A 24,098-nucleotide genomic window follows, 5' to 3' on the forward strand; every position below is an offset into this window, starting at 1 on the left:
CTTGCTCGCAATATCCTGCAAAGCCGGCAGGGCTATATCGCCGTCACCGAATTCAGTGACAGCAGGGCGAATGCAGACGCCGGTGAGACAGCCGCTCAGGCGGCGATGACCTCGCGCAACATGCGGAACAGCAGTCGATGCGATTTTGGCGGTTTCCCCGACTTTATCTCATTGTTGGCATTGCGAATCAGCTGTCGAATCTGACCTGCATCGGCACGGGGAAAGGCCGTCATAAATTCAGTCAGGACACTGTTGTCGCCGCTCATCAGCCGTTCACGCCAGCGCTCGATGCGATGGAAATCCTTGTCCTGCTCCGATTTTTTTGCTTCCAGAGCAGTAATGGTTTCAACAATGGAATCGGTATCGATCTGGCGTAGCAGCTTGACAATAAATTTGAACTGGCGCTTTTCTGCACCATATTTCATATCCTGTACATCTGTCAGTGCCTTGACCAGCTCAGGCGGCATATCCATGCGGGCAAGTGCGCGCGGTTCAAGCCGTGAAAGTGAGACGGCAAGATCATGCAAGACCTTGATGTCGCGCTTTTGCTGACTTCTGTTCAGCCGTTCAACTGGCTCGTATTCTTCATCGCATATATAGTACATGCGGCAACTATAACTGATGACTTCGCAAGAAGTCATCAGCGCGCCCATGGATGGGCGCGCAAATCAGATGCTTGCATCGCAAGTATCTGATTTGTAAGGAAAGTGAAAATCACACTTTTCGCTTTCCGTGGAGGAAAAAGGCCAGGATGGACTTTTTGCGAGACCATCATAACTGGCGACTGAAAGGCTGTCTCGAATTGCAAAAAAATGGACAGGGGACAGGGTATGAAGTGTGTACGTCTCTCCGATGTTGAATCATCCCCCTCTGGCATGCCTTGTTCATCGCGAGAGGGGGATCATGCCGCCGGCATTGTGCGGAAAGTGTTGCTGGGAGAGCATGAACTTCCCGGTTCAGTGCGTTTGTCGCACGCGTTACTCGCGCCCGGTCAATCGGTGGCAGAACACAGTCATGATGATTTGTTCGAGGTGTTTTATGTCCTGGGCGGGCAGGGGGTGTTGATGGTGAATGGGAAGAGTCTGGCGATCGCTGCCGGCAGTTGTTTTGTCGTTGAGCCGGGGGAACTGCATGCGCTGGGCAATGATGGCAGTGGTGACCTGACACTGATTTATTTCGGTTTGTTTGCCTGATGAGGGATGTCCTTACAGAAGGGATGCGGCTGTCCGCGGCGGGGGCAACCGAGTTTGATCATATGATCGCGGGGTTGCCTTTTAACCCTCTGGATGCAGACCTCAGGCACTTGCGTGAGCAGGCAAGGCTTGCCTGTGCCAGATTTGGCAGTCACCCGAGTCCGGGCAATATGCGCCATATCAAACGTCTTTTCCGGCGCCTGGGCAGTGCGATGATCGAGCCGGGTTTTCAGTGTGATTATGGTGTGAATATTGAGGTTGGTGAAAATTTCTACGCCAACTTTTATTGCGTGTTGCTTGATTCTGCCGCCATCACCATCGGTGATGATGTGCTGCTCGGGCCGGGAGTGCATATCTATACGGTGAATCATCCGAAAGATGCCGATGAGAGACGGCGCGGAGTTTGTTATGCCAGACCGGTCAGGATCGGCAATCAGGTGTGGGTTGGCGGTGGTGCGAAGTTGTTACCGGGCATCTCTGTCGGTGATGGCGCCATTATTGGTGCCAATGCTGTTGTGACCAGAGATGTGGAGGCAGGAGCAATCTACTATTAAGAAGATGCCGACTTTTCCCCGGATGGCAATAAATCAGCATCTCCCTAAAGACGGTTGATCCTCGCAGTGTATCCATGACCTGTTCGGATACAGTGAATCATTCAGAAGATCGCCGCTATTTGTAGCCGGAAGTTTACCGCTTGTATTTATAAATGGCGCCCGCATCACTATGTTCATAAATGCCGCAGACAATTTCAGTCAGTACCTCATCGACAACATCGCTGTTGAGGTCACGCTCAAGGATATTCACCATCTCCTCGCTGCTGATGGTCTCTTCTTCCTGGGTCTTTTTATCAATTCTGACAAACATGCTTGGCTCCGTGTGAGGATATGAGTGGCGCAAGATAAGTTGTGATCAGCGACTTTGACAGTGGCGGTCGCCTGCCGGTTCCGGGGTCATGGCTACATCAGCGCTTTCAGTCGGGCATCCGCCCAGGCTGTGGACTCCACATACAGGGCGGAAAGCTGATTTTCAGGGGTATCCAGGTGCTGTGCAAGTCTTGCCACATCATCCCATGCCGCCAGCTCAATGGCACAAATAAGCTCCAGTGCAGAAGCTTCGCAGGAGTCCAGGTCAAACAGACCTCTGGAGACACTGGCCGGCAGGGACATATTATCCGTGATCGCGTATAAATCCTGATCGAGTAATGCATCCAGCGTAGAGAACATGCCAAGTACGAAATAATCGTTTTTCAATGTGGCTGAGCCGTATTTCTCAGCCCACAACTCAAGGAAGCGCCCCCGGCTGAGAGCAATGATCATCAGCTCGGGCGGTTTATCCTGGCTGAACGACGAGAGCAGAATGATCGATAGCCAGAGGCGTATATTTTTAATGCCCAGCATATTAAGTGCGTGGGGAATGGAGTCGATACGGGTGCGTAACCCCAATGCCGCCGAGTTGATATATTTCAACAGCTTGTAGGAGAGGGCGAGATCATGGGTGATATCAAACTGTAATTCGGTTGTGCTTTCAGCCCTTAATGTCCGGTCGAGCAGTTGCAGTACCTGCAGTTTATTGCTGGGCAGTGATTTGCTGACCATCAGCTTGGGTTTACAAATAAAATAGCCCTGGAAGTAATCGAATCCCAGTGCCTTGCACTGCTCATACATCTCCTGGGTCTCCACCTTTTCTGCCAGCAGTTTGACCGGGTATTGGCGCAGGGATTTTACCATTGGCTCCAGGTGACCTTCCGGCAGGGCGAGAAGATCGACTTTTACAATATCGGCATAGCGGATCAGTCTGGCCTGATCATTGGCGATGCTGACAAAATCATCCAGGGCAATGGTGTAGCCCTTGTTTTTCCACGCCTGGATCGCCTCAATGACGTTCGTGTCTACCTCGACATCCTCGAGTACTTCAAGAACAGATTGCCCTGCCGGTAGCAGGGAGGGGTAATCGCTGAGCAGAAAGTCGCGTGAGATATTGAAAAAAAGCTCGTGTTGTTCGGACAGACTGGCCATCCCCATCTCATTCAGTACATTTGAAAGCACCTGGGCAGTGAGCTCAACGTCACCGAGCCGTGATGCGCACTGGAGCTGTGAATCAACGCTGCGATAAAGAATTTCATAGGCAACCGTATTTGAGTGAGCATCAAAAATCGGTTGTCTGGCCAGCATGATTTCAGACATAGAGCATTCCTCTTTGTACAGATGAACTGATAAGCAAGTTGCTACTTAACCATTCAGTGGTCATTTACCCCGAGTCTGGCCAAACTGGCCATCATCTGCTGCGTGCTATGCCGGATCACCCGACCAAAAAGAGAGTAGGTATAGAGGCGGCTGCTGTCCAGACGTAAATGGATATATGATGTTATGACAGGCGTGTGGCAATCCAGATGGTATGCTGATTACCGCGTTGTGATGCGTGGGCACGTACCCGCTTTTCGGCCACATCAAAGCCGATCTTCATCAGTCGCCGGGTGAAGGCCTGGTCAGGTGCTGCCGACCATACCGTCAGCACTCCGCCCGGCCTGAGTGCATCATAGGCGTGTTGCAGGCCACGCAGACCATACAGGGCATCATTGTCGTCACGGGTAAATGCATCCGGACCATTATCGACATCCAGCATGATGGCATCATAGCTGTTTTTCCCCTCACGCATCACTTTGCCGACATCCGCAACCCGCACTTCAACACGGTTGTCATTGAGAGGGTAACCGGCCAGACCTCCGAGGTGGGTCCGGTTCCACTGGACCACTGCAGGCATCAGCTCTGCGACCACGACTCGGGTGGTTGTCGATGCATAGGGGAGGGCTGCAGCCAGGGTATAACCCAGCCCCAGTCCGCCGACCAGAAAGCGGGTATGCGATTTTCCCGAGACAGGTTCGCACGCCAGCTCTGCCAGCACATCTTCCGAGTGATGCAGGCGGCTGTTCATCAGCTCACCATGTTTGTCGACCCGGATCGAAAACTCATCGCCGCGCTGATAAAGACGCAGTGTGGCGCCATGATCGCTGGCACTGTCGAGCAACTGATAGGGTTTCATATCAGCAGTATTTTAATAGCCGAGGCTAGGAGCCAGCCAGCGCTCAGCCTCCTCAACACTCCAGCCTTTGCGGCGGGCATAATCTTCCACCTGGTCACGGTTGATCTTGCCCACGGTAAAGTAATGGGCTTCAGGGTTGGCAAAGTAGAGTCCGGAGACGGCAGCCGCAGGCAGCATGGCAAAGGATTCGGTCAGCGTCATGCCGATGTTGGCTTCCACATCGAGTATTTGCCAAAGCGTTGCCTTTTCACTGTGCTCCGGGCAGGCCGGGTAGCCGGCCGCCGGCCGGATCCCCTGATACTTCTCGCGGATCATCTCTTCGTGTGAAAGCGACTCCCCGGCAGCATATCCCCAGTAGTCGGTGCGGACATGGTGGTGAAGCATTTCTGCCAGCGCTTCCGCCATACGGTCCGCCAGTACCTTGATCATAATCGACTTGTAATCGTCATGGTCGGCCTCAAACGCCCTGGCCCGCTCTTCTGCACCGAAGATGCCGACGGCAAATGCACCGATATGATCATTTGCATCAGGCGAGACAAAATCAGCCAGACACAGATTGGCGCGTGCATCCTTTTTGTCCTGCTGCTGACGGACAAAGTGCAGACGGGTGAGTTCCTGACCGCGTGTTTCATCCGTATAGACGCTGACGCTGTCATCCTCAAGGCTGCGGGCGGCAAACAGACCGAAGACGGCACGTGCTGTGAACCACTTCCCGGCAATGATGGTATCCAGCCATTGCTGGGCTTCATCGAACAGCTTTTGTGCCTCTTTGCCCTTATGCGGATCGGAAAGAATGCGCGGATAGGCACCATTGAGTTCCCATGCCGAGAAGAATGGTGTCCAGTCGATATACGGGCGAATATCCTCCAGCGGGATATCAGTCAGGACATGGATACCCGGCTGCGCAGGGGCTTTGGCGATGGTCGCCTGATTGAGGCTGTGGGCATTGCCCCGCGCCGTTGCAAGACTCAGCCACTCGGTCTGGTTTTGACGGCCGAGATAGCGTTCGCGAACGCCTTTGTACTCCTCACGTACCGATGTGACGAAGCTGTCGCGATTGAGCTCTGAAATCAGGTTCTGAGCGACACCAACGGCGCGCGAGGCATCCTTGACCCAGATGACCGGCTGATCGTATTCCGGCTCGATTTTTACGGCCGTGTGCGCCTTGCTGGTGGTGGCACCGCCAAGCATAACCGGGATGGTAAAGCCGAGACGTTTCATCTCTTTGGCGATATGGACCATCTCATCCAGACTCGGCGTGATCAGGCCGGAGAGGCCGATAATATCCACCTGATGTTTGCGGGCCTCGTCAAGAATGGTCGCGGCCGGCACCATCACACCAAGGTCGATGACTTCGAAGTTGTTACACTGCAGCACGACGCCAACGATATTTTTGCCGATATCGTGGACATCGCCCTTGACGGTTGCCATCAGCACCTTGCCATTGGAGGAGTTGGCACCCTCTGCCTTACCTGCCTCGATAAACGGCATCAGCCAGGCGACCGCCTTTTTCATCACGCGTGCCGATTTCACCACCTGTGGCAGGAACATCTTGCCATCACCAAACAGGTCGCCCACCACATTCATGCCATCCATCAGCGGGCCTTCAATCACCTCAATAGGGGTGGAAAACTGCTGGCGGGCCTCTTCGGTATCCTCATTGACGAAGGTGTCGATACCTTTGACTAGTGCATATTCAAGACGCTTGCCGACCGGCAGGGAGCGCCACTCGTCATCCGCTTTTTTCGCTTTGGTGCCGTCGCCCCGGTAGTCATCAGCAATGTCCAGCAGGCGTTCGGTTGCATCATCACGACGGTTCAGGACCACATCTTCCACACGTTCGCGCAGATCCGCCGGCAAATCATCATAGACGGCCAGCTGGCCGGCATTGACGATGCCCATGGTCATGCCGCGCTTGATGGCATGGTAGAGGAAGACCGAATGAATCGCCTCGCGTACCGGGTTATTGCCGCGGAACGAGAAGGAGACGTTGGAAACACCGCCGGAGATCATCGCATGCGGCAGGTGTTCGGTAATCCAGCCGGTGGCTTCGATAAAGTCGACGGCATAGTTGTTGTGTTCCTCAATACCGGTGGCAATGGCGAAGATGTTCGGGTCAAAAATAATATCTTCAGGCGGGAAACCGATCTCATCCACCAGAATACGGTAGGATCGCTCGCAGATTTCGACCTTGCGGGCATAGGTGTCGGCCTGCCCCTGCTCATCAAAGGCCATGACAATAACGGCTGCACCATAGAGGCGGAGCAGTCGGGCATGTTTGACGAAGTTTTCCTTACCCTCTTTCAGCGAGATCGAGTTGACAACGCCTTTGCCCTGAATGCATTTCAGTCCGGCTTCGATAATCTCCCATTTGGAGGAGTCAATCATCACCGGTACACGGGAGATATCCGGTTCACTGGCAATAAGGTTGAGAAATGTTGTCATCGCGGCGACACCATCGAGCATGGCCTCGTCCATGTTGACGTCGATGATCTGGGCTCCGTTTTCAACCTGCTCACGACAGATGTCCAGTGCAGTGTTGTAATCACCGTTCATGATCAGCCGTTTGAACACGGCAGAGCCGGTAACGTTGGCGCGTTCACCGACATTGACGAAAAGCGATTCGGCGCCGATATGCAGGGGCTCAAGCCCTGACAGGCGGCACTCAACCGGACGTGTTTTGCCGCGTACGGGTAGCGGGCGGGGAGGGATGCCGGCGACGGCCTTGCTCATGGCACGGATGTGATCAGGGCCGGTACCACAGCAACCGCCGATAATATTCAGAAAGCCGGATTCGGCCCACTCACGAATTTCGGCCGCCATGTCTTCCGGTGTCTCATCATAGCCACCGAATGCATTGGGCAGGCCGGCATTGGGGTGCGCATTGATACGGCAGGAGACGGTGCCTGAAAGCTCTTCAATATACTGGCGCAACTCTCCTGCACCGAGGGCGCAGTTCAGGCCGATGGAGATCGGTTCGGCATGGGCCAGCGAGTTATAGAAAGCTGTCGCCGTTTGGCCCGACAGGGTGCGGCCGGAGGCATCGGTAATCGTGCCGGAGATCATGATCGGCAGTTCGATGTTCTGATCGGCAAAGTACTGTTTGACGGCGAATACAGCCGCTTTGGCATTGAGTGTATCGAATACCGTTTCAATCAGAATGATGTCGGCACCGCCATCAATCAGGCCACGGGTCGCTTCGGTATAGGTCTCTACCAGCTCATCAAAATGGATGTTGCGGAAGCCCGGGTCGTTTACATCGGGGCTCAGCGAGCAGGTGCGGGATGTCGGGCCGAGTACACCGGCGACAAAGCGAGGCTTATCTGCTGTGGCTGCGGCATCACAGGCGAGGCGTGCCAGGCGGGCTCCCTCGAAATTGAGTTCATATACCAGAGACTCCATATGGTAGTCGGCCATGGATACGGAGTTGGCGTTGAAGGTGTTGGTTTCAAGGATATCCGCGCCGGCATTGAGGTAATCCTCATGGATGCCCCGGATGATATCCGGCCGGGTCAGATTAAGCAGATCATTGTTGCCCTTGAGTTCACTCGCCCAGTCGGCAAAACGCTCACCGCGATAGTCGGCCTCCTCAAGTCGGTGGCGCTGGACCATGGTGCCCATGGCACCATCCAGAATAAGAATGCGGTTGGCAAGTTGTTGGTTGAGTAGGTCAGAGCGATTCATGGCGGCGAGGCTATCAGTGCCGTTTAATTTGATAAACAAGCTTCGCTTATCTGCTATACTCGGCCTCCTTCAGTCATGGAATTGCTCGAGCTGTTTCCATGGGATCTATTAACGATAAGGATTTCAACAAGATGCATCGTCATGGTAATGAGCGGAATGAAAATATCGTATGGCATGAAGCGACGGTGACACGGGCAAGGCGAGAGCAGGCCAATGGTCATCGTAGCGTTATTTTGTGGTTTACCGGCCTCTCCGGAGCGGGCAAGTCGACACTTGCGCACGCACTCGAAGAGCGCTTGTTTCAGATGGGGATGCGCACATTTGTCTTTGACGGCGACAATGTGCGCCATGGCCTTTGTGCCGATCTGGGATTTTCGGCCGAGGACAGGGTTGAAAATATCAGGCGTATCGGTGAAATGGCCAAATTGATTATTGAAGCCGGCGTGATTGCCCTGACTGCATTTATATCCCCCTTTCGTTCGGATCGTGAGCGGGTGCGTGGTCTGGTGCGAGAGGGTGATTTTATCGAGATTTACTGTCGCGCATCACTGGATGCCTGTGAGGCACGGGATGTGAAAGGGTTGTATGCGAAGGCACGCGCTGGTGAAATTACTGATTTTACCGGTATATCCTCTCCCTATGAGGAGCCCGAATCGCCCGAACTGGTGGTTGATACAGGAAGCAGGCCATTGGATGAGTGCGTAGAGCAGGTCATCGCTTACCTGACGGATCATCACTTTATCGGCCATCGTGAATCATTGCGTATCTGAACCTGGATGGATGGCGCGACCGGACTTTGCAATGGGTGGAGATGAAAAATGAAAGGTATCATTCTTGCCGGTGGAGCAGGAACCCGGTTGCACCCGCTGACGTTGTCCGTCAGTAAACAGCTTATGCCTGTTTATGATAAACCGATGATCTATTATCCATTGTCTACATTGATGCTGGCCGGGATTCGCGAGATGCTCGTGATATCGACTCCTGATGACTTGCCCCTGTTCAGGCGTTTGCTTGGCGATGGCTCAAGATGGGGGATTTCTCTCTCGTATGAAGTTCAGCCCAGCCCTGACGGGTTGGCGCAGGCATTTACGATCGGGCGTTCATTCATCGGTCACGACGGATGTGCCCTGATTCTCGGCGATAATATTTTTTATGGCCACGGGATGGTGAAACAGCTGCAGGCTGCCGCCGCTCATCCTTCCGGGGCCACGGTGTTTGCCTATCGGGTACAGGACCCTGAGCGTTACGGTGTGGTTGAGTTCGAGGAGGGGTTCAGAGCTGTTTCGATTGAGGAAAAACCGCAACATCCGAGAAGTAACTGGGCCGTTACAGGGCTCTATTTTTACGATAATGACGTGGTTGAAATTGCTTCACAGCTGCGCCCTTCCAGGCGAGGGGAGCTGGAGATTACCGATGTCAATCTCTCCTATCTCAAACGGGGAGATTTGCGTGTTGAAACGCTCGGGCGAGGGGTGGCCTGGCTTGATACGGGGACGCATGCATCACTGCTGGATGCTTCCCAGTATGTTGAGGTGATTGAAAAAAGGCAGGGGTTGAAAGTGTCCTGTCCGGAAGAGATTGCCTGGGAAGCCGGCTATATCGATGATGCACAACTGGAGCGGCTGGCGCATGCACTGGAAAAAAACGCCTACGGGCAGTATCTGTTGCGGCGCCTTCAGGAGGGCCGATATGGTTACGGTGCGATCCGTAATGATCGTTGATTGGCGCTGGATTTGTAATTAAGGAGATGCTGATTGATTGCCCTCCTGAAAACATATAAGAAGAGGGGAATGATGCAGATGAGCAACTTTACTGCGAAAAATATGTTGGTTACGGGTGGAGCCGGATTTATCGGCTGTAACTTTGTTCGCTATATGCTGGCAAGTGATACATCGCTTCACATTGTGAATCTCGACAAGCTTACCTATGCCGGTTCGCTTGCAAATCTGAAGGGGCTTCCCGATGAGCATCGTCATACCTTCATTGAAGGAGATATTTGTGACCGGGTTCTGATTGATCGGCTGCTGCGCGAGTACAACATTGATACCATTGTTCATTTTGCCGCCGAGTCCCACGTCGACAACTCCATTGCAGGTCCTGCCGTGTTTGTGACGACGAATGTGGTGGGGACGTTTACGCTGCTTGAGGCCGCCCGTCACTACTGGCTGAATGAGTGCGCCATGGATGCAGAGCGTTGCCGTTTTCACCATATCTCGACCGATGAAGTTTATGGTACGCTTAGCCGGCAGGATCCCGCATTTTCCGAGCAGACGCCTTATGCGCCAAATTCACCGTACTCAGCATCGAAGGCCGGCTCGGATCATCTGGTGCGGGCATATTTTCATACCTACGGGTTACCTGTGACCACGACCAATTGTTCCAATAACTACGGGCCGTATCAGCACGGGGAAAAGTTTATTCCGACGGTGATTCGCTCGTGCAGGGAGGGCAGGTCAATTCCGGTGTATGGCGATGGTTCCAATATTCGTGACTGGCTATATGTCGAGGACCACTGCTCCGGCATTGATGCTGTCATTCGCCGGGGGGTGCCGGGAGAGGTGTATAATATCGGTGGCATCAATGAGTGGACGAATCTGAATATCTGCAAGCTTGTTTGTCAGTTAATGGATGAATATGCGGAGCAGCCAAAGGTGGACAGGCATGAGTCGCTGATTACCTTTGTAGCTGATCGTCCGGGCCATGACTGGAGGTATGCCATTGATGCGACGAAAATGCACGATGCGCTGGGCTGGCAACCGGCAGAGACCTTTGAAACAGGTATCCGGAAAACAGTTTTATGGTATCTGAACAGGTGATTGATTGCCTTGCAGGCAGAATTCAGGCGGTATGGTATGAATGAAAGTGACTCCCGGAGTGTGTGGTTTGCCGTGCGTACCAAGCCGCGCAAGGAGCATGTTGCCAGAGCCAATCTTGAGCAGCAGGGAATTGAGGTTTATCTGCCACTGATTAACACCCGCATTGCTCATGCGGGAAAAGTCAGCTGGCAACCACGTCCGTTTTTTACCGGTTATCTGTTTGTGCATCTTTCACGGGAGCAACAGCGATGGACCACGATACGGAGCACAGTCGGGGTACTGGCACCGGTTGTTTTCGGTCACTTTTATCCCCCGATTCAAAATGCTGTGATTGAAGCGTTACAACTGCGCCACGATGAACATGGATATATCTCTCTGAGCCAGACACCGGATGCACCGTTCAAGCCAGGGGAGCGAGTGCGCCTTCTCGATGGAGCCCTGAAAGGATTGGAAGGCATATTTGTTGAAATGCGTGGGCCTGACCGGGCCCTGGTGTTGCTCGACTGGATGCAGAAACATATGCGTGTTGTGACAGCGACCGAAGAGCTGGTTTCGCGTTCTTGAGTGAAATGTTGTTGTGCCGGGCCTGCATGTTGCTGCGCTGTACCGTGTATCCGTGAAAAAATGATGTTCGGCTAATATTTGTTTTATAAAGATTTTTTTTGAAGGATAAAAAAAGTTGTTTAATGATGCTTGACGGCGCAGAAGTTTTTCCTAAGATGCCGGCCACCGAGGCGCTTTAGCTCAGTTGGTTAGAGCAGCGGAATCATAATCCGCGTGTCCGGGGTTCGAGTCCCTGAAGCGCCACCAAACATATTCTATCCCTTTATTATCAAGGGTTTAGATGGTGAAAATGAAGCGCGCCACCATTTTTGTACAATTTTATTGCACAGGAATGGGAGGCGCGCTTTGCTTTTTAAGGCAAGTAAGAAAGCTCCATATTTATATCGCCATACAAAATCTGCATCGTTCTATTTCCGGCGGTCTGTTCCAGATGATTTGCGAACCTTAATCGGTCGGCGTGAAATCAAAATCAGCTTGAAAACATCGGACAAGTCTCAAGCAATACTTTTTCATAACCTGTTTGCTGCTAATGTTGAACGCACATTTCATGACATCCGTGTGGGCAGCAATATGAACGAAAATGAATTGAAAAAACTGATTGGCAATATTCAAGGATTTACAGTCAAATCCATGAAGCGGCATGCTGATGGCAGTGTCGAGATCGAAGGTCTTGAAGTTGATCCAAGCCGAGCAGAAGAAGAAAAGATGTTGCTTCAGGCAGCAGGCATCTTTCCATCCTCATCGCCATCTTCACCATCACATCAGATGCAGGTTCAGGCAGGCATGAGGTTCAGTGAGCTTGAAGAATTATATTGGTCAAAGACAAAGCGGTTAACTGCAAAGAAAGAAAAAGAAGATCGAGCAATATACAGGACATTCATCGAATTATTTGATAATCCATTTTTGTCAGAAATAAGCCATCCAATGCTCACAATTTTTTCCGAAATCCTTGAAGAATACCCGACAAATGCTAAAAAGATTTATCCAAATCTGACTGCGAAGCAAATCTCAAAACTAAATCACTCAAGAAAGACTTTGTCGCCAAAGAGTATTAACAAATATATGAACAGGGTTGGGGTTCTTTTTCAGTTTGCAATAAACAGGGGTGAAATGTCTGTCGATTTTTCCAAAGGCAAACGAGTAGAAGAAGACACAAACGCAAAGGATGAAAGAGAGCCATTTACTGATGCCGAAGTAAATACTTTGCTCAGGACTGTAGAAGACGAGAAAACAAACAACCCTGATCTGTATTGGTTGATGTATATTGGCGCATACACCGGCATGCGCATTGGTGAGATTTGTCAGTTGCAGCCAGAGGACATACTTCGAGATGCTGGTGTTTTGTGTTTTGACATCAACGAAAATCATGACCTTAAATCATGCAAGAACTCTGGCTCTAAGCGATTGATCCCGATTCACGACAACTTGATCAACCTTGGCTTTATTGATTTTGTTTCTAGCCGTTTTAATCAGGAGTTTTTATTTCAATTTAATTACCACCTAGAACAAGGCTGGTCATACGAGTCGAGTAAAGAGACCCGGTATTTTATTCAAGAGAAATGTAATATTAAGAAAAAAAGCTTTCACTCGTTCAGGCATTCTGTTGCAACAAAACTCATGAACAAGATTAGTCCGACTATCACGATAGAGTTGATTAAAGGTGTTTTGGGTCATGCTCAAGACGGGCAAACTCTTGGTAGGTACGGTAAGGGGTTTAAAGGGCCGATCTTGAAGCATGTTGTTGATGCCATTGATTTTGATTAAGTATAAAGGTTTTAGTTACATCTATAGAATTGGGCTATATTTCTATATAAATCAATAACTTATAAGGATACAGTGTCGCAATAAAATGATACACATATGTCTCAATAAAATGCACTCTATCAAGAATTGGTCTATTTGTCAATTTCACCAATAAAATCAATAGGTTATTGACTTTAATTTTTCGATTCTGATACACTGTATATCACCATGATATGTTGTGTACTGGAGCCCTGATATGAAAGAACTCGATCTTGACGAACTCATCAATAATGACGCTGCTATGGACGCCTTGAAAAAGGCTGGTTATGCGGTAAGAACACACCGATCGTATGATGCGAATGGTAACTTAATCGCACAATGGATTGATCGCGGAGACAAGAATTTCAAGCTTGTCGATGACGCGGCATGGCTGACATTCTCGCAGATGTCTGCAAAAAATAAAAACGCAGCATCTGTGTTCTTCTACCTCGTGCACCATATGAGCCGATCAAATGCGCTTGTCATCAGTCGCAATTGCTTAGCTGAAGCCCTTGGCATCAGTGTTGCAAGTGTCGCGAGGCATATTAAATACTTGCAAGACAACAATTACGTTGAGGTACTGAAGTCAGGCAACACAAACATTTACCACATCAACAAGACAATTGTGTGGAACGGCAAAGGTAAAAAGTATGCCAAGTTTGATGCTCAGGTAATCGTTTCGAGAACAGAGCAAGACAAGAACCCTTTCGAGCCACAAACAAACTACACGAAACATGTCTCAAAAAAGGAAACTGCTTTGATAAGCTGATACACTAACGTATCATTCTATTGATACACATAATGTGTATTTAAGGGGGCTCTGCGCCGCCCCCTCGGCCTTCGGCCTCACCTTGGCACCTCAGTTTGCTGGCACAAACTGAGACTTCAGCAACATGGAGCTCTCTTCTTTTTGTGGCCTTCGGCCTTTCCGGCATCAAGAAAAGGTTGCTCTGTATTGCAATATGCAGCACAAAAACTACAGCAAAACCTTTTTCTAATGCTTAATGCTTGCCAGCCCCGCAGGGCTCATTGGAAAATCCTCAACGTAAAACTAGGCTCAGTTTGTGCCAGCAAACTGAGGTGCCTAGGAGGGCGAGCTTGCGAGTCCGGGGCGGCGCAGAGCCCTTCTTACTTTACCATTTCTTCGATTAAGTCATTTGTTTTCTCATAAGTCTCAACATCGGTTGCATACAACGCGGCAAGCGCTCGATGTATATCTGTAGGCGTCACTTGCTTACAAACCTTTGCAGATATCCGGGATGCCGACTTAAAAATGGCTTCATGGTTTTTTTCTGGATACACAAGAACAAATCGTTTCGAACCGTTTAACAAAACATATACCTCACTTTTTTATACGGATTTCGCAATTATTTTAACGATTTACAAAAAAAGTGCTTGCGTTTATTTTTCAGAACATATATAATTATATATAAAGCGAGGTGATCGACATGAGCAAGTCAACAATATCAATTCTGACCGATGAATATCTGATGTCAGTATTTTTGCGTTCGCCATCTCCTGAAAGTCTTCGCGGAGAAATCGAAGCGATTGAAGCACTCATGTCTCAAAAATCAAACAGCGTGATGAGCGTTTATTATGGCTTGAAAAAAGAGCTTAAGAGCATCGTCAGATTCAACCTTGAAAAGATCAACGACGTCGTCACGGATCATTATATTAATCAAAATATAGATGAGCTTTGCGAAAAAGCCCTTATCAAACTCAATGCAGCACTCATGGAGCGTGAAGCTCTTCAAACCCACGCTCAATCAACGGCTGGCTGGAGGCTCTAATGTCAGGCGAAAAACTCAAACTCACTTCGTTCATGATTGAACCTTCATTGCTTGCGCGATTCAAGATCGCATGCGTGAAAGAAGGCGTCAGCGTCGGTGCAAAAATCCGTCAACTCATTGAAAATTCGCTCAGAGAAATCGAGTCATGACGCTTACGCTTCTCACACTGAAAAACGCTCTTCGCTGTGTTCTCAAAGAATTTTCCAGTGCAGTTGAGTTTTTAGTGCGGATTCAGGAAAATAGTAATAGCGGGTCAGGTGCCAGCACAATCCTGGTATTACCTCGTACCTCGGCAATACAGGATGCTGGCCCCTCCGGGGGATCGCCAACCGAGGGTTGGCTATGTGCCTCCGGCGGTTAAAGACAGGAGCTGAGCATGTCTAAGAAATTTGCAATCCACCTCAACGATGAAGAGCACACTTTCTTCGAAGAGAAAGCCAAGGCTGAAGGTCTCTCAGTTGGTGGCGTCATCAAGAAAGCTGCAACCCAACAGGCCGTGATTCACCGAACTCATGATCCTGTTAAGACAGCTCAGATTGCGCGCATTGGCAACAATGTCAATCAGATCGCCCGGCATCTAAACCGTCTTGAAGGGAGGCGCGGGATTGATGCAGAAGTTGTTGCTGCATGCCGTGCTGATTTGGATCGCATCCGTCAGATGGTTGAGAATATCCAAGGTACTGGTGCAGCAAATGCTGGTTAAGTGGATTCCTAAAAAGGAAGCAGGTGGAAACCTCAATGGTGCTGTTTCTTATATTCTCGGTGAGAAGAACTCAGCAGGCAAACAGCGCGACGATTTGCCGAAGCCATGTCCGAAGTGCTCAAACGTCTCACCCGAAGAGCTCCAGACTATTGAAGAAAGCATGACGCAGAAAAATACATATTCGCATGCAGTCATATCGTTTAGTCCGTCTGATATGGAAACGCTTTCAAAAGAAGATCGAGAAGCAATCGTGAATGATTTCGTGAACGAATGCGCTGGAGGATTAGAAAGAGACGGTCAACGATTGCCTCACATGTCAGTCTGGCACAACGACGGTCAACATTGCCACGTCCTGATCAATCATTTGGATATCGACACCGGGAACCATACCAGCCCTTACGTTGTACAAAGGGGTGATAAGCACAGGTTTAATGATTGGAAAAGTGCTATTAATTTTGAATACGGTTTGCAGCCTCCAGTAAACGATATCTCTTGCAGGGTAATTTCGACTGCAAAAGACCTTACACATGCAAACCAGTTTGTTAATCATATCAACAAGAAGATTGGTGACGGCATCGATGCTGGTGCTATCAATAACAAAGCTGACATTCATGACCTCATTCGTTCGACAGCAGAGAAGCATTCGAAACTCAGTATCGCGAAAGAAACAGCGAACAGCTTTACGATCAACGTTGATGGTGCAAAAGCCTTTGTTCTGAGAACACCACAATGCAATAAAGATGGCTCTTTCATGCTCAACACGAAAGCCGAGCACAACCCTGACAAAGCTCAGTATTTTCGGCAGAAGAACGAAGCAAGATATGCTCGAATGAAACAGAGCAAAACCAAGGACTCAACAGAGCTTGGCAAGCTTGTCCGCTCTCTTGAGCAAGAAGATTTGATCGAGGCTCGGATGCGCAAAACACGTTTCGAGAAACCGAAAGCCAAGACAGAGAAATCGTCAAAGCCAAAAGTTTCAGATCGCTACGAACTTGCGCGGGACGTTGAGCAGATCAGAAAGAAAATCTATTTCGCTAGCAAGCGTAAAGACAAGTTATACCAAGACGATCTCGATCTTTTAGATAACGAGAAACGTCGGCATGCAGTTGATCTAATGTTTAAATACAAAGCAACGCTTGCAGCAGAACTAGAACGCCGTGAGAAAGAGTCTGGCAAACCATTCGAGCCATTGAAAGATTGCACTGATTGGGAACTTAAGCAGGAGCTTCACAAGACAGAAGAATCTTTAGAAGCTGTTGAGCCAGCAGTTGAGAACGTTCTCAAGGTCGGTCGGGCAATGATTCAGCCAAAGCCTGTCGCTTCGAAGGATCAGGTTGCGACTGCGCTTGGCATTGGCAAACAACATGCAAAAAGCCATCAGGCGGGAGCTAAGAAAGCACTGCAAATCACCCTACAAGCGATGGCCGAAGCGATGGCTGCATACGAAAAAGGTAAAGCAGCAGAAGATGCAAGCATTCAGCAGATGACAGCGAGACTCAGAAGAGAAGCGCCTGTGCCTAAGAAAAAGAAAGGCCGGAAGAAGTGATTCGATTGATTTTTTAGCAAGCAAACTTTTCAATAAGGTTCGGAGGAATAAATTATGAGCTTAGTAACCCACAGTGACGTTGAGCCGAAATACACTTCTACTGGCAGACAGTCAGGCTGGATGATCGAACTTCGACATAATGGATTGAATGAGACTCGGCACCTTTCAGCAAGTGAGATTTCTATTCTCCAAGGCAAGGTAAATAATCAACTCGCCACTTGGGAAAAGAAGTATGCAAGAGTATGTGATGTTCAAGACAAGAAGGATAAAGAAGAGCAAGCTCAGGAGCGAACGGCTCAGGCTAAAGAGGCTCTTGAGGCGATAGAGAATATTCTTTCGCATACTCTTGGCATTGACGATGCTGTGGATTGGAATGACGTAAAGAACACCCAACCGTTCAAGACAGCAAAGCCTAGGAAGCCGAATAGCAAACCCATTCCTTCAGAACCAAGCAGATCTTCGTTCATGAAGCCTGTTCCATTTATGAAGACTTTATTTGGTCAGAAACAGAAAATCGTCTCGGCTCAAGAAGCCGAATACGCTGCTGCAATAGAGCAATGGCGAAAAGATAAATCCGCTGTTGAGTCGGAAAATGCGGCAATTGTGAAGGCTCATGAAAAAGCCGTGGCAGAATGGAATGACGCTAAGGCAAAATACGAGGCTGAGCAGGTTGAGTTCAACGCGAAGATCGAGCAATTGAGAGCGGCGTATGGCGATAAAAACGCCGAGGCCATTGTCGAATACTGCGAGATGGTTCTTAACAATTCTGAATATCCAGACTCATTCCCAAAAGACTTCGAGATTCAATATAACGAAGCTAATGGGATGCTTCTCATCGACTATCAATTGCCTTCTATCGAAAACATTCCGAATCTGACTGTTGTTAAGTATGTGAAGTCTCGCGATGAGTTTGATGAGAAGTACCTTGCACAATCAGCCAGAGAAAGACTGTTCGACTCTGCCGTTTATCAAATCACTTTGCGAACGATCCACGAGATACTCGAAGCAGACGTTATTAATGCGATTTCATCTGTGACATTTAACGGCATTGTGACTGCAGTAAATCCGGCGACTGGTAATGAAGAAACCAAATGCATTCTATCTCTGCAAGCAGCCAAAGAAGAGTTCTGCCAGATCAACCTTGGCTCCGTCGATCCCAAGACTTGCTTCAAAGCTCTAAAAGGCGTCGGAAGCTCTAAGCTCAGCAGCATTACGCCAGTACGACCAATCCTTGAATTGGACAAGTCTGACAAGCGTTTCCGTGACCATTATGAAGTTGCTGGAGGAATGGACGAATCAACCAATCTCGCAGCAATGCCGTGGGAAGATTTCGAGCATCTTGTCCGGGAGTTGTTCGAGAAAGAATTTGCCGCGAACGGAGGTGAGGTCAAAGTTACTCAGGCAAGCGCCGATGGTGGTGTTGATGCCGTTGCCTTTGATCCTGATCCGATCCGCGGCGGTAAAATCGTCATTCAAGCAAAACGCTATACAAACACCGTCGGTGTCGCCGCTGTTCGTGATCTGTACGGCACTGTTATGAACGAAGGTGCGACGAAGGGTATTCTTGTCACAACATCTGATTACGGTCCCGACAGTTATGAGTTTGCCAAGGGCAAGCCACTTACTCTGCTTTCCGGAGGCAACCTTCTCCATCTACTTGAGAAGCACGGGCATAGCGCAAAGATTGACATCAAAGAAGCGAAGCTGCTTATGAAAAACCAATAAAACTACGCTCGGCGCGGGCCAAGGGTGCAGCGCGGCTTAACGCCTTCTACACCCAAGGCCCGAAGCGTGGGGCTTAGGTGCGTCAAGGCTCGCTTCGCTCTCGACCTTGACTCGTTATGCTAAAAACTATTTGCTCATCTAGCCCTATAACCTCCTAACTTCAGCGTAGATTTGTTTTACTATCGGGAAAAGCGTATTGAATTTGGATAGAATTACTGAAGGTGACGGATAAGTTTTTGTCGGGCCATCAATCCATGTGTGCGCTGCGTTATCCCGATGTTGTTTTATTGATTCCAATTCACTGACAAATATTTCGAATTGACCCGATGACTTCAAATATATCTCAATTGTTTCCATGTTTTTAATGCCTACGGCTGAAGTCAACATTGGCCGAAAGTTCTTCTTATAATCAAAGCCAAAGTTGTTTCCAATTATTCGAGTCTCAAGCATATTTTTATAATCTGGAGTCTTTAGCTTTGGCTTCACCAAGCGCCTAACAATCATATCGAAGTTTTCTTCAATCCACCCGCAATATTCAAGAGTGGCAAGCTTCGAGAAATACACTGCTTCTTCCGGCGTTGGAGACCTCATTGCTGCCTCGAAACGCCTTTCCAAAGTTTTCAACGTTTTAGTTATATGCGTTTTTATGACCATCGGTTAGGCAAAAATTTGGATAGCTCTACTAATACGATCTTTTACTTTATCAGGAGCTGACAACCCTTCTTTCAAGTTCGCAATTGAAAACTGATCATCGTCCCTTAACGCCTGAAGTCGTGTACGTAAATCCTGATCCGGCATCCCCTCCAGCCTATCAATATGAGTATATACCCCAACTAGTATTGCTTCAGTTGTCGCTTTGCTTAACTTTGGCATGGACTGCCCGTCCAAAACTCTTTGATAAAGAAGGTTAATTGACCTTTGCATGTTACGACCCAATCTTTCTATATGGGCTTCATCTATCTTACGCTTCTCATCCATATAATCGTTCAGAAATTTGGCTAGCTTTCCTTTATATGAATCAAGCTTTTCAGAAAAACAAAAGGCTCTTAGAAACAACTCTTCATACGAGAACCGGTATGAGTTATCGCTCTCCAAATTAAATAGGTATCGTGTATTTGTATTTTGAACTATTGATTTTAATAGCTCATTGAAAGGCCCTTGATAAATGCAATTCCTGATTTCTTGATTGCTTAATTTATTTCCACCTGTATTCAACCTGTGAAAAATCGTGAACAGATAATTCATATGTGACGACTTTGAATAATCGCACCTTAACACTGTTACCGGAATCGTAAGGTTCTCGATTCGGCTATATATCTCGAAATATTTATCTCGAATATGGGATACATTACGACCTGATATCCTTGGGTCTATGTCCTCAAGTTTAGAAAGCCGCCACTCATCATCGGTTAGAAATCTTATGATGCTAGATATACGTTGCAGTCCATCTATCATCAAACGCTTTTCAGTCTTATAATCAAGACTTAGGCACATGCTTGGAATGGGAAGCTGTTTTACCAGTGAGTCAATGAACCGTGTTTGATTGGGGTTAGTCCAGACCACATCCCTTTGAAAGTCAGGTTTAATTATTAGCTGCTTTGCCTTGTACATTCGGACAAGATCAGCACACGAACGCAGTTCATTAAATGCAACGATGTCAGATGGCGGAGCCTCATTATAGTCTTCAGTTTCTTCTTGTTCTCGCTCAAATTTTTCAATTTCATCGTTGAATTCGTCGGGCATATTGATCTCCTCTCTGACACAATCTAAATTAGAAACTCGTTTTAACAACTCAGAAAATTGACCACTTAAATTGCCATAGCATCAGTGATTGGCTAGCGCAAAGCAGTGTTGTATATTTCGCTGGTACAGAAATGGTGAAAAACGAGCGCCACTAAATTTCGATGTTCTGAAAAAAAGTTATATTTTTCAAAGCATCTAGGCTGTTTCGGGGTTCGCACATTGCGCCTCCCTGAGGCGCCATCATATAGGCATCCTTGATGCACAAAGAAAGCCTGTAAGCCTTGTGTTTGCAGTTTTTTTTGGCGAACTATGGCTTTTGTTGCAGCTAAAATGACTGTTTATCAACGATGATGCCTGCCTATCGATCAAGGAGAGCAAGGCGATTAATAAACTGCGCGGGGCTTTAGTGGTTAATCCGAAGCGATATAGCGAAATGGTTTTGGCATGAATCGGTTGTAAAACCATGGACATGTCAGAGGTGTCAGTCCGTACCGTGCCGATGCATATTCAGCTAGGATGTAGTCATGCAAAACGGTTATCATGCTGCCATGAATGATACGTTATCTGCTCGTGCCGAAGCACTGGGAATTGATCGGATTCGGCACCATATATTTCTATGTTGTGATCAGGGTAAACCCAAATGTTGCAGCCATGCGGCAGGCATGGAGGCGTGGGAGTTTCTCAAGTTTCGCCTGGATGATCTCGGGCTGACAAGAGCGGGCATTTATCGCAGCAAAGTGAATTGCCTGCGTCTGTGCTGTCGGGGACCGGTTGCCGTCGTCTATCCGGAGGGGGTGTGGTATCACTCCTGCACGCCGGAAGTGCTTGAGCGCATTATTCAGGAGCATCTGATCGGCGGCTGCGTGGTAGAAGAATACCGGATCAATACTGCCACTGACTGACATAAACAGCCGAATCATGGATGCATAATACTGTGCATCCGTATGATGATTCCGCTATGATGCAGAAAAATTTCAAGGGGATGACAATGGCATTGAAAGGTAAAATGGTAATCGGTCAGTCCGGCGGACCGACTTCGGTGATTAACCAGTCGCTGGTAGGGGCTGTGCTTGAGGCACGTAAACATGGCGCGATTACCGGCATACTCGGTGCCCGCCATGGCATTGCCGGTATTATGAAAGAGGATTTTATTGATCTGACCGTACAGAGCGTCGAAGAGCTGGAGTGTGTGGCCAATACCCCTGCAGCCGGTCTCGGCTCTGTTCGTTTAAAGCCGGGCAAGGCGGAGTGTGAGCGCGTCTTCGAAGTGTTTAAAAAGAATGATGTCCGCTATTTCTTTTATATTGGCGGTAATGATTCGGCTGAAACAGCTCATATCATCGCAGAGATGGCCAAAGAAGCGAACTACGATTTTTGTACCGTGCATATTCCCAAAACCATCGATAATGATCTGCGAGTCACCGATCACTGTCCCGGATTTGCTTCGGCGGCCCGTTTTGTGGCGCTCGCATTTATGGGCGATGACCGCGATAACGCGGCTCTGGCAGGTATCAAGATCAATATTGTCATGGGGCGCGATGCGGGCTTTTTGACGGCTTCTTCTGCACTGGCACGCCAGGCAGAAGGCGATGGTCCTCACCTGATTTATGTGCCGGAACGTGCGTTTGATGTGGCACGCTTTCAGGCGGATGTGAAGGCTGCTGTGGCCAAATACGGGCGCTGTGTGGTTGCCGTGTCTGAAGGCATTACCGATGCGGATGGCAACCCGGTGATGACCAGCGGTGAACGTGACAGCCATGGCAACCTGCAGCTTTCCGGCAGCGGCGCTCTGGGTGATTTTCTTGCCGGCAAGGTCAAGGAGGCCTATGCAGGGGAGAAGGTGCGTGTGCGTGCCGATACCTTTGGTTATCTGCAGCGCAGTTTCCCGACGATTGTATCGGACGTGGATGCACGGGAAGCGCGTATGGTGGGGGGCTTCGGTGTCGCTCAGGCGGTGGCTACCGGCGAGCCGGGATCGGTCGCCATTCGTCGTCTTGCCAGCGAGCCCTATGCCAGTGAATGCTTTATGACGCCGCTGGCAAGCGTTGCGCGTGAGGCAACCTCACTGAAGGATGAATATATCAATGCCGAGGGCAATGATGTGACTCAGGCATGGCTTGATTATGTTCGTCCGCTGGTTGGCGCGCTGCCGAAGATCGGTCGTCTGTTCTGATATCGCTGAAGTGACAATAAAAAGAGCTGTCAAAATGGCAGCTCTTTTTATTTGTCCGGTTCACAGGTTGATTTGAAACGCTGAATCAGTACCTTCCACCCCCTTTCGAAACATGATCAATGGAGCACAAGAATGAGCATTGAAGATCGCATCTCCGGATTCAGAACACGGCTGGAGGATTATAACAGCCGTCTGGACTCGCTCCGGAGGTCACTTTGACGTTGAAGCCAGGGAAGAAGAGCTGCGTGAATTAAACGCCCGCATCGAAGATCCTGCCCTATGGGAAAAGCCTGAAGAGGCTCAGAAACTGATGCAGGATCGTACCCGCCTTGAGCGAACGCTCAAAAACTATGGCGATTCGACAACTGCACTGGAAGAAGCACTGATGCTGTTCGAGATGGGAGCCGACGAGGGTGATCAGGCGACCCAGGTGGAAGCAGTCGAAACGCTGGATGCCGTTCAGAAAGAGATCGAGGCGATGGAACTGGCCCGTATGTTGGGTGGCGAGACCGATGCCGAGTCAGCCTTTCTTGATATCAATGCCGGTTCCGGCGGAACCGAAGCTCAGGACTGGGCTGAAATGCTGTTGCGTATGTATCTGCGCTGGGCTGAACGTAAAGGCTTCAAGACTGAGCTGATGGAGTGTACGGCAGGTGAAGAGGCCGGTATCAAATCAGCGACGGTCTCCATCAAGGGTGAATATGCTTACGGTTTTCTGAAGGCAGAAGTAGGGGTGCATCGCCTGGTGCGCAAGTCGCCATATGATTCGGGTAATCGTCGTCATACCTCATTTGCTTCCGTATTTGCCTATCCGGATATCGAAAAAGAGATCGAGATTGATATCGATCCCAGCGATGTTCGCACCGATACCTATCGTGCTTCCGGTGCCGGCGGTCAGCATATTAACAAAACCGACTCGGCCGTTCGTCTGACTCATATTCCGACCAACATTGTCGTTCAGTGCCAGAATGATCGCTCGCAGCATAAAAACAGGGCCGCAGCATGGAATATGCTGAAGGCACGTCTCTATGAGCACGAGCTGAATCTGCGCAATGCAGAAAAGCAGGAGATCGAGGATAGCAAGACCGATATCGGCTGGGGCCACCAGATCCGTTCCTATGTACTGGATCAGTCGCGTATCAAGGATCTTCGGACCGGTATGGAGACTGGCAACACACAAGCCTTTCTCGATGGTGATATCGATGCATTTGTGCAGGCGCAACTGATGGGAATCAAGCGGGGCGACTCTTCGGGCGAATAATCAGCCGGGCCGCCCTGGTCGGGCAAGAGGGCGTTGTTGACTGATAAATATTAAGGAATCGCTGATTAATCCAGCGATT

At 49.2% G+C, this 24,098-nt stretch carries 23 protein-coding genes and 1 tRNA gene; 17 read left to right on the plus strand and 7 right to left on the minus strand.

Translation table 11 applies throughout. The features are described 5' to 3' along the window. Positions 1 to 95 precede the first annotated feature (95 nt). A complete protein-coding gene (yjgA, locus tag FEF65_RS10660) occupies positions 96 to 605 on the minus strand; it encodes a ribosome biogenesis factor YjgA (protein ID WP_138239800.1) in 510 nt (169 codons plus the stop codon). A gap of 225 nt (positions 606 to 830) precedes the next feature. Here yjgA and FEF65_RS10665 point away from each other — a divergent pair, with 225 nt between their 5' ends. Next, the gene (locus tag FEF65_RS10665; protein WP_138239801.1) at positions 831 to 1,193 is read left to right on the plus strand and encodes a cupin domain-containing protein; all 363 of its coding nucleotides are present in this window, start codon (positions 831 to 833) and stop codon (positions 1,191 to 1,193) included. 23 nt (positions 1,194 to 1,216) lie between these two features. Further along, complete coding sequence (locus FEF65_RS13810) at positions 1,217 to 1,747, plus strand: sugar O-acetyltransferase (RefSeq protein ID WP_138239861.1); 531 nt, start codon at positions 1,217 to 1,219, stop codon at positions 1,745 to 1,747. A gap of 133 nt (positions 1,748 to 1,880) precedes the next feature. On the opposite strand, the gene FEF65_RS10675 is transcribed toward FEF65_RS13810, so the two are convergent. From FEF65_RS10675 to metH, 4 genes are all read right to left on the minus strand, one after another. Beyond that, positions 1,881 to 2,057, minus strand: a complete 177-nt coding sequence (locus FEF65_RS10675) for an N-carbamoyl-L-amino acid amidohydrolase (RefSeq protein ID WP_138239802.1) — start codon at positions 2,055 to 2,057, stop codon at positions 1,881 to 1,883. A gap of 92 nt (positions 2,058 to 2,149) precedes the next feature. After that, positions 2,150 to 3,376, minus strand: coding sequence for an EAL and HDOD domain-containing protein (locus FEF65_RS10680; RefSeq protein ID WP_138239803.1), 1,227 nt, complete (start codon positions 3,374 to 3,376; stop codon positions 2,150 to 2,152). Positions 3,377 to 3,557: 181 nt separating this feature from the next. Further along, entirely contained in the window at positions 3,558 to 4,232 is a 675-nt protein-coding gene (locus FEF65_RS10685; RefSeq protein ID WP_138239804.1) for a spermidine synthase, read from the minus strand. Between the two features lie 12 nt (positions 4,233 to 4,244). Then, entirely contained in the window at positions 4,245 to 7,916 is a 3,672-nt protein-coding gene (gene metH, locus FEF65_RS10690) for a methionine synthase (RefSeq protein WP_138239805.1), read from the minus strand. A gap of 131 nt (positions 7,917 to 8,047) precedes the next feature. On the opposite strand from metH, the gene cysC reads away from it, so the two are divergent. The 12 genes from cysC (at position 8,048) to FEF65_RS10750 (ending at position 18,842) form a co-directional block, all read left to right on the plus strand. Then, positions 8,048 to 8,686, plus strand: a complete 639-nt coding sequence (gene cysC, locus FEF65_RS10695) for an adenylyl-sulfate kinase (RefSeq protein WP_138239862.1) — start codon at positions 8,048 to 8,050, stop codon at positions 8,684 to 8,686. 48 nt (positions 8,687 to 8,734) lie between these two features. Continuing rightward, complete coding sequence (rfbA, locus tag FEF65_RS10700; RefSeq protein WP_138239806.1) at positions 8,735 to 9,637, plus strand: glucose-1-phosphate thymidylyltransferase RfbA; 903 nt, start codon at positions 8,735 to 8,737, stop codon at positions 9,635 to 9,637. Between the two features lie 78 nt (positions 9,638 to 9,715). Further along, complete coding sequence (gene rfbB / locus FEF65_RS10705; protein WP_138239807.1) at positions 9,716 to 10,732, plus strand: dTDP-glucose 4,6-dehydratase; 1,017 nt, start codon at positions 9,716 to 9,718, stop codon at positions 10,730 to 10,732. Positions 10,733 to 10,768: 36 nt separating this feature from the next. After that, entirely contained in the window at positions 10,769 to 11,296 is a 528-nt protein-coding gene (locus FEF65_RS10710; RefSeq protein ID WP_138239808.1) for a transcriptional activator RfaH, read from the plus strand. 169 nt (positions 11,297 to 11,465) lie between these two features. Next, positions 11,466 to 11,542 (plus strand) — tRNA-Met (locus tag FEF65_RS10715). After that, positions 11,510 to 13,060 (plus strand): site-specific integrase, encoded by a 1,551-nt coding sequence (locus FEF65_RS10720; protein WP_138239809.1) that lies wholly within the window; start codon positions 11,510 to 11,512, stop codon positions 13,058 to 13,060. The genes FEF65_RS10715 and FEF65_RS10720 overlap by 33 nt, the downstream gene beginning before the upstream one ends. Positions 13,061 to 13,295: 235 nt before the next feature. Further along, entirely contained in the window at positions 13,296 to 13,847 is a 552-nt protein-coding gene (locus FEF65_RS10725) for a replication/maintenance protein RepL (RefSeq protein WP_138239810.1), read from the plus strand. 679 nt (positions 13,848 to 14,526) lie between these two features. Continuing rightward, positions 14,527 to 14,868, plus strand: a complete 342-nt coding sequence (locus FEF65_RS10730) for a hypothetical protein (protein WP_138239811.1) — start codon at positions 14,527 to 14,529, stop codon at positions 14,866 to 14,868. Continuing rightward, positions 14,868 to 15,017: a plasmid partition protein ParG gene (locus tag FEF65_RS10735; RefSeq protein WP_138239812.1), complete on the plus strand. Its 150-nt coding sequence runs from the start codon at positions 14,868 to 14,870 to the stop codon at positions 15,015 to 15,017. Before FEF65_RS10730 ends, FEF65_RS10735 begins: the two co-directional genes overlap by 1 nt. 227 nt (positions 15,018 to 15,244) lie before the next feature. Further along, positions 15,245 to 15,571 (plus strand): plasmid mobilization relaxosome protein MobC, encoded by a 327-nt coding sequence (gene mobC, locus FEF65_RS10740; RefSeq protein WP_138239813.1) that lies wholly within the window; start codon positions 15,245 to 15,247, stop codon positions 15,569 to 15,571. Continuing rightward, complete coding sequence (locus FEF65_RS10745; RefSeq protein ID WP_138239814.1) at positions 15,477 to 17,117, plus strand: relaxase/mobilization nuclease domain-containing protein; 1,641 nt, start codon at positions 15,477 to 15,479, stop codon at positions 17,115 to 17,117. The genes mobC and FEF65_RS10745 overlap by 95 nt, the downstream gene beginning before the upstream one ends. Positions 17,118 to 17,171: 54 nt before the next feature. Beyond that, on the plus strand, positions 17,172 to 18,842 hold the full coding sequence (locus FEF65_RS10750; RefSeq protein ID WP_138239815.1) for a restriction endonuclease: 1,671 nt from the start codon (positions 17,172 to 17,174) through the stop codon (positions 18,840 to 18,842). Between the two features lie 144 nt (positions 18,843 to 18,986). On the opposite strand, the gene FEF65_RS10755 is transcribed toward FEF65_RS10750, so the two are convergent. Both FEF65_RS10755 and FEF65_RS10760 read right to left on the minus strand, forming a co-directional pair. Then, positions 18,987 to 19,466, minus strand: a complete 480-nt coding sequence (locus tag FEF65_RS10755; protein ID WP_161595232.1) for a hypothetical protein — start codon at positions 19,464 to 19,466, stop codon at positions 18,987 to 18,989. Positions 19,467 to 19,499: 33 nt separating this feature from the next. Continuing rightward, positions 19,500 to 20,585 carry a GmrSD restriction endonuclease domain-containing protein gene (locus FEF65_RS10760; RefSeq protein ID WP_138239817.1) on the minus strand — a complete coding sequence of 362 codons (1,086 nt, stop codon included), beginning with the start codon at positions 20,583 to 20,585 and terminating at the stop codon, positions 19,500 to 19,502. 548 nt (positions 20,586 to 21,133) lie between these two features. Here FEF65_RS10760 and FEF65_RS10765 point away from each other — a divergent pair. The 3 genes from FEF65_RS10765 (at position 21,134) to prfB (ending at position 24,019) form a co-directional block, all read left to right on the plus strand. Beyond that, the gene (locus tag FEF65_RS10765; RefSeq protein WP_138239818.1) at positions 21,134 to 21,487 is read left to right on the plus strand and encodes a (2Fe-2S) ferredoxin domain-containing protein; all 354 of its coding nucleotides are present in this window, start codon (positions 21,134 to 21,136) and stop codon (positions 21,485 to 21,487) included. 86 nt (positions 21,488 to 21,573) lie between these two features. Continuing rightward, positions 21,574 to 22,758: a 6-phosphofructokinase gene (locus tag FEF65_RS10770; protein ID WP_138239863.1), complete on the plus strand. Its 1,185-nt coding sequence runs from the start codon at positions 21,574 to 21,576 to the stop codon at positions 22,756 to 22,758. 132 nt (positions 22,759 to 22,890) lie between these two features. Beyond that, positions 22,891 to 24,019 (plus strand): peptide chain release factor 2 gene (prfB, locus tag FEF65_RS10775; RefSeq protein ID WP_138239819.1). Its coding sequence is split into 2 segments (ribosomal slippage): positions 22,891 to 22,965 and positions 22,967 to 24,019, totalling 1,128 coding nucleotides; the frame shifts between segments, so codons are not numbered across the junction. Positions 24,020 to 24,098: the final 79 nt, after the last annotated feature.

Origin of the sequence: Mariprofundus erugo (assembly GCF_005818865.1) — a bacterium.
Classification (GTDB): domain Bacteria; phylum Pseudomonadota; class Zetaproteobacteria; order Mariprofundales; family Mariprofundaceae; genus Mariprofundus; species Mariprofundus erugo.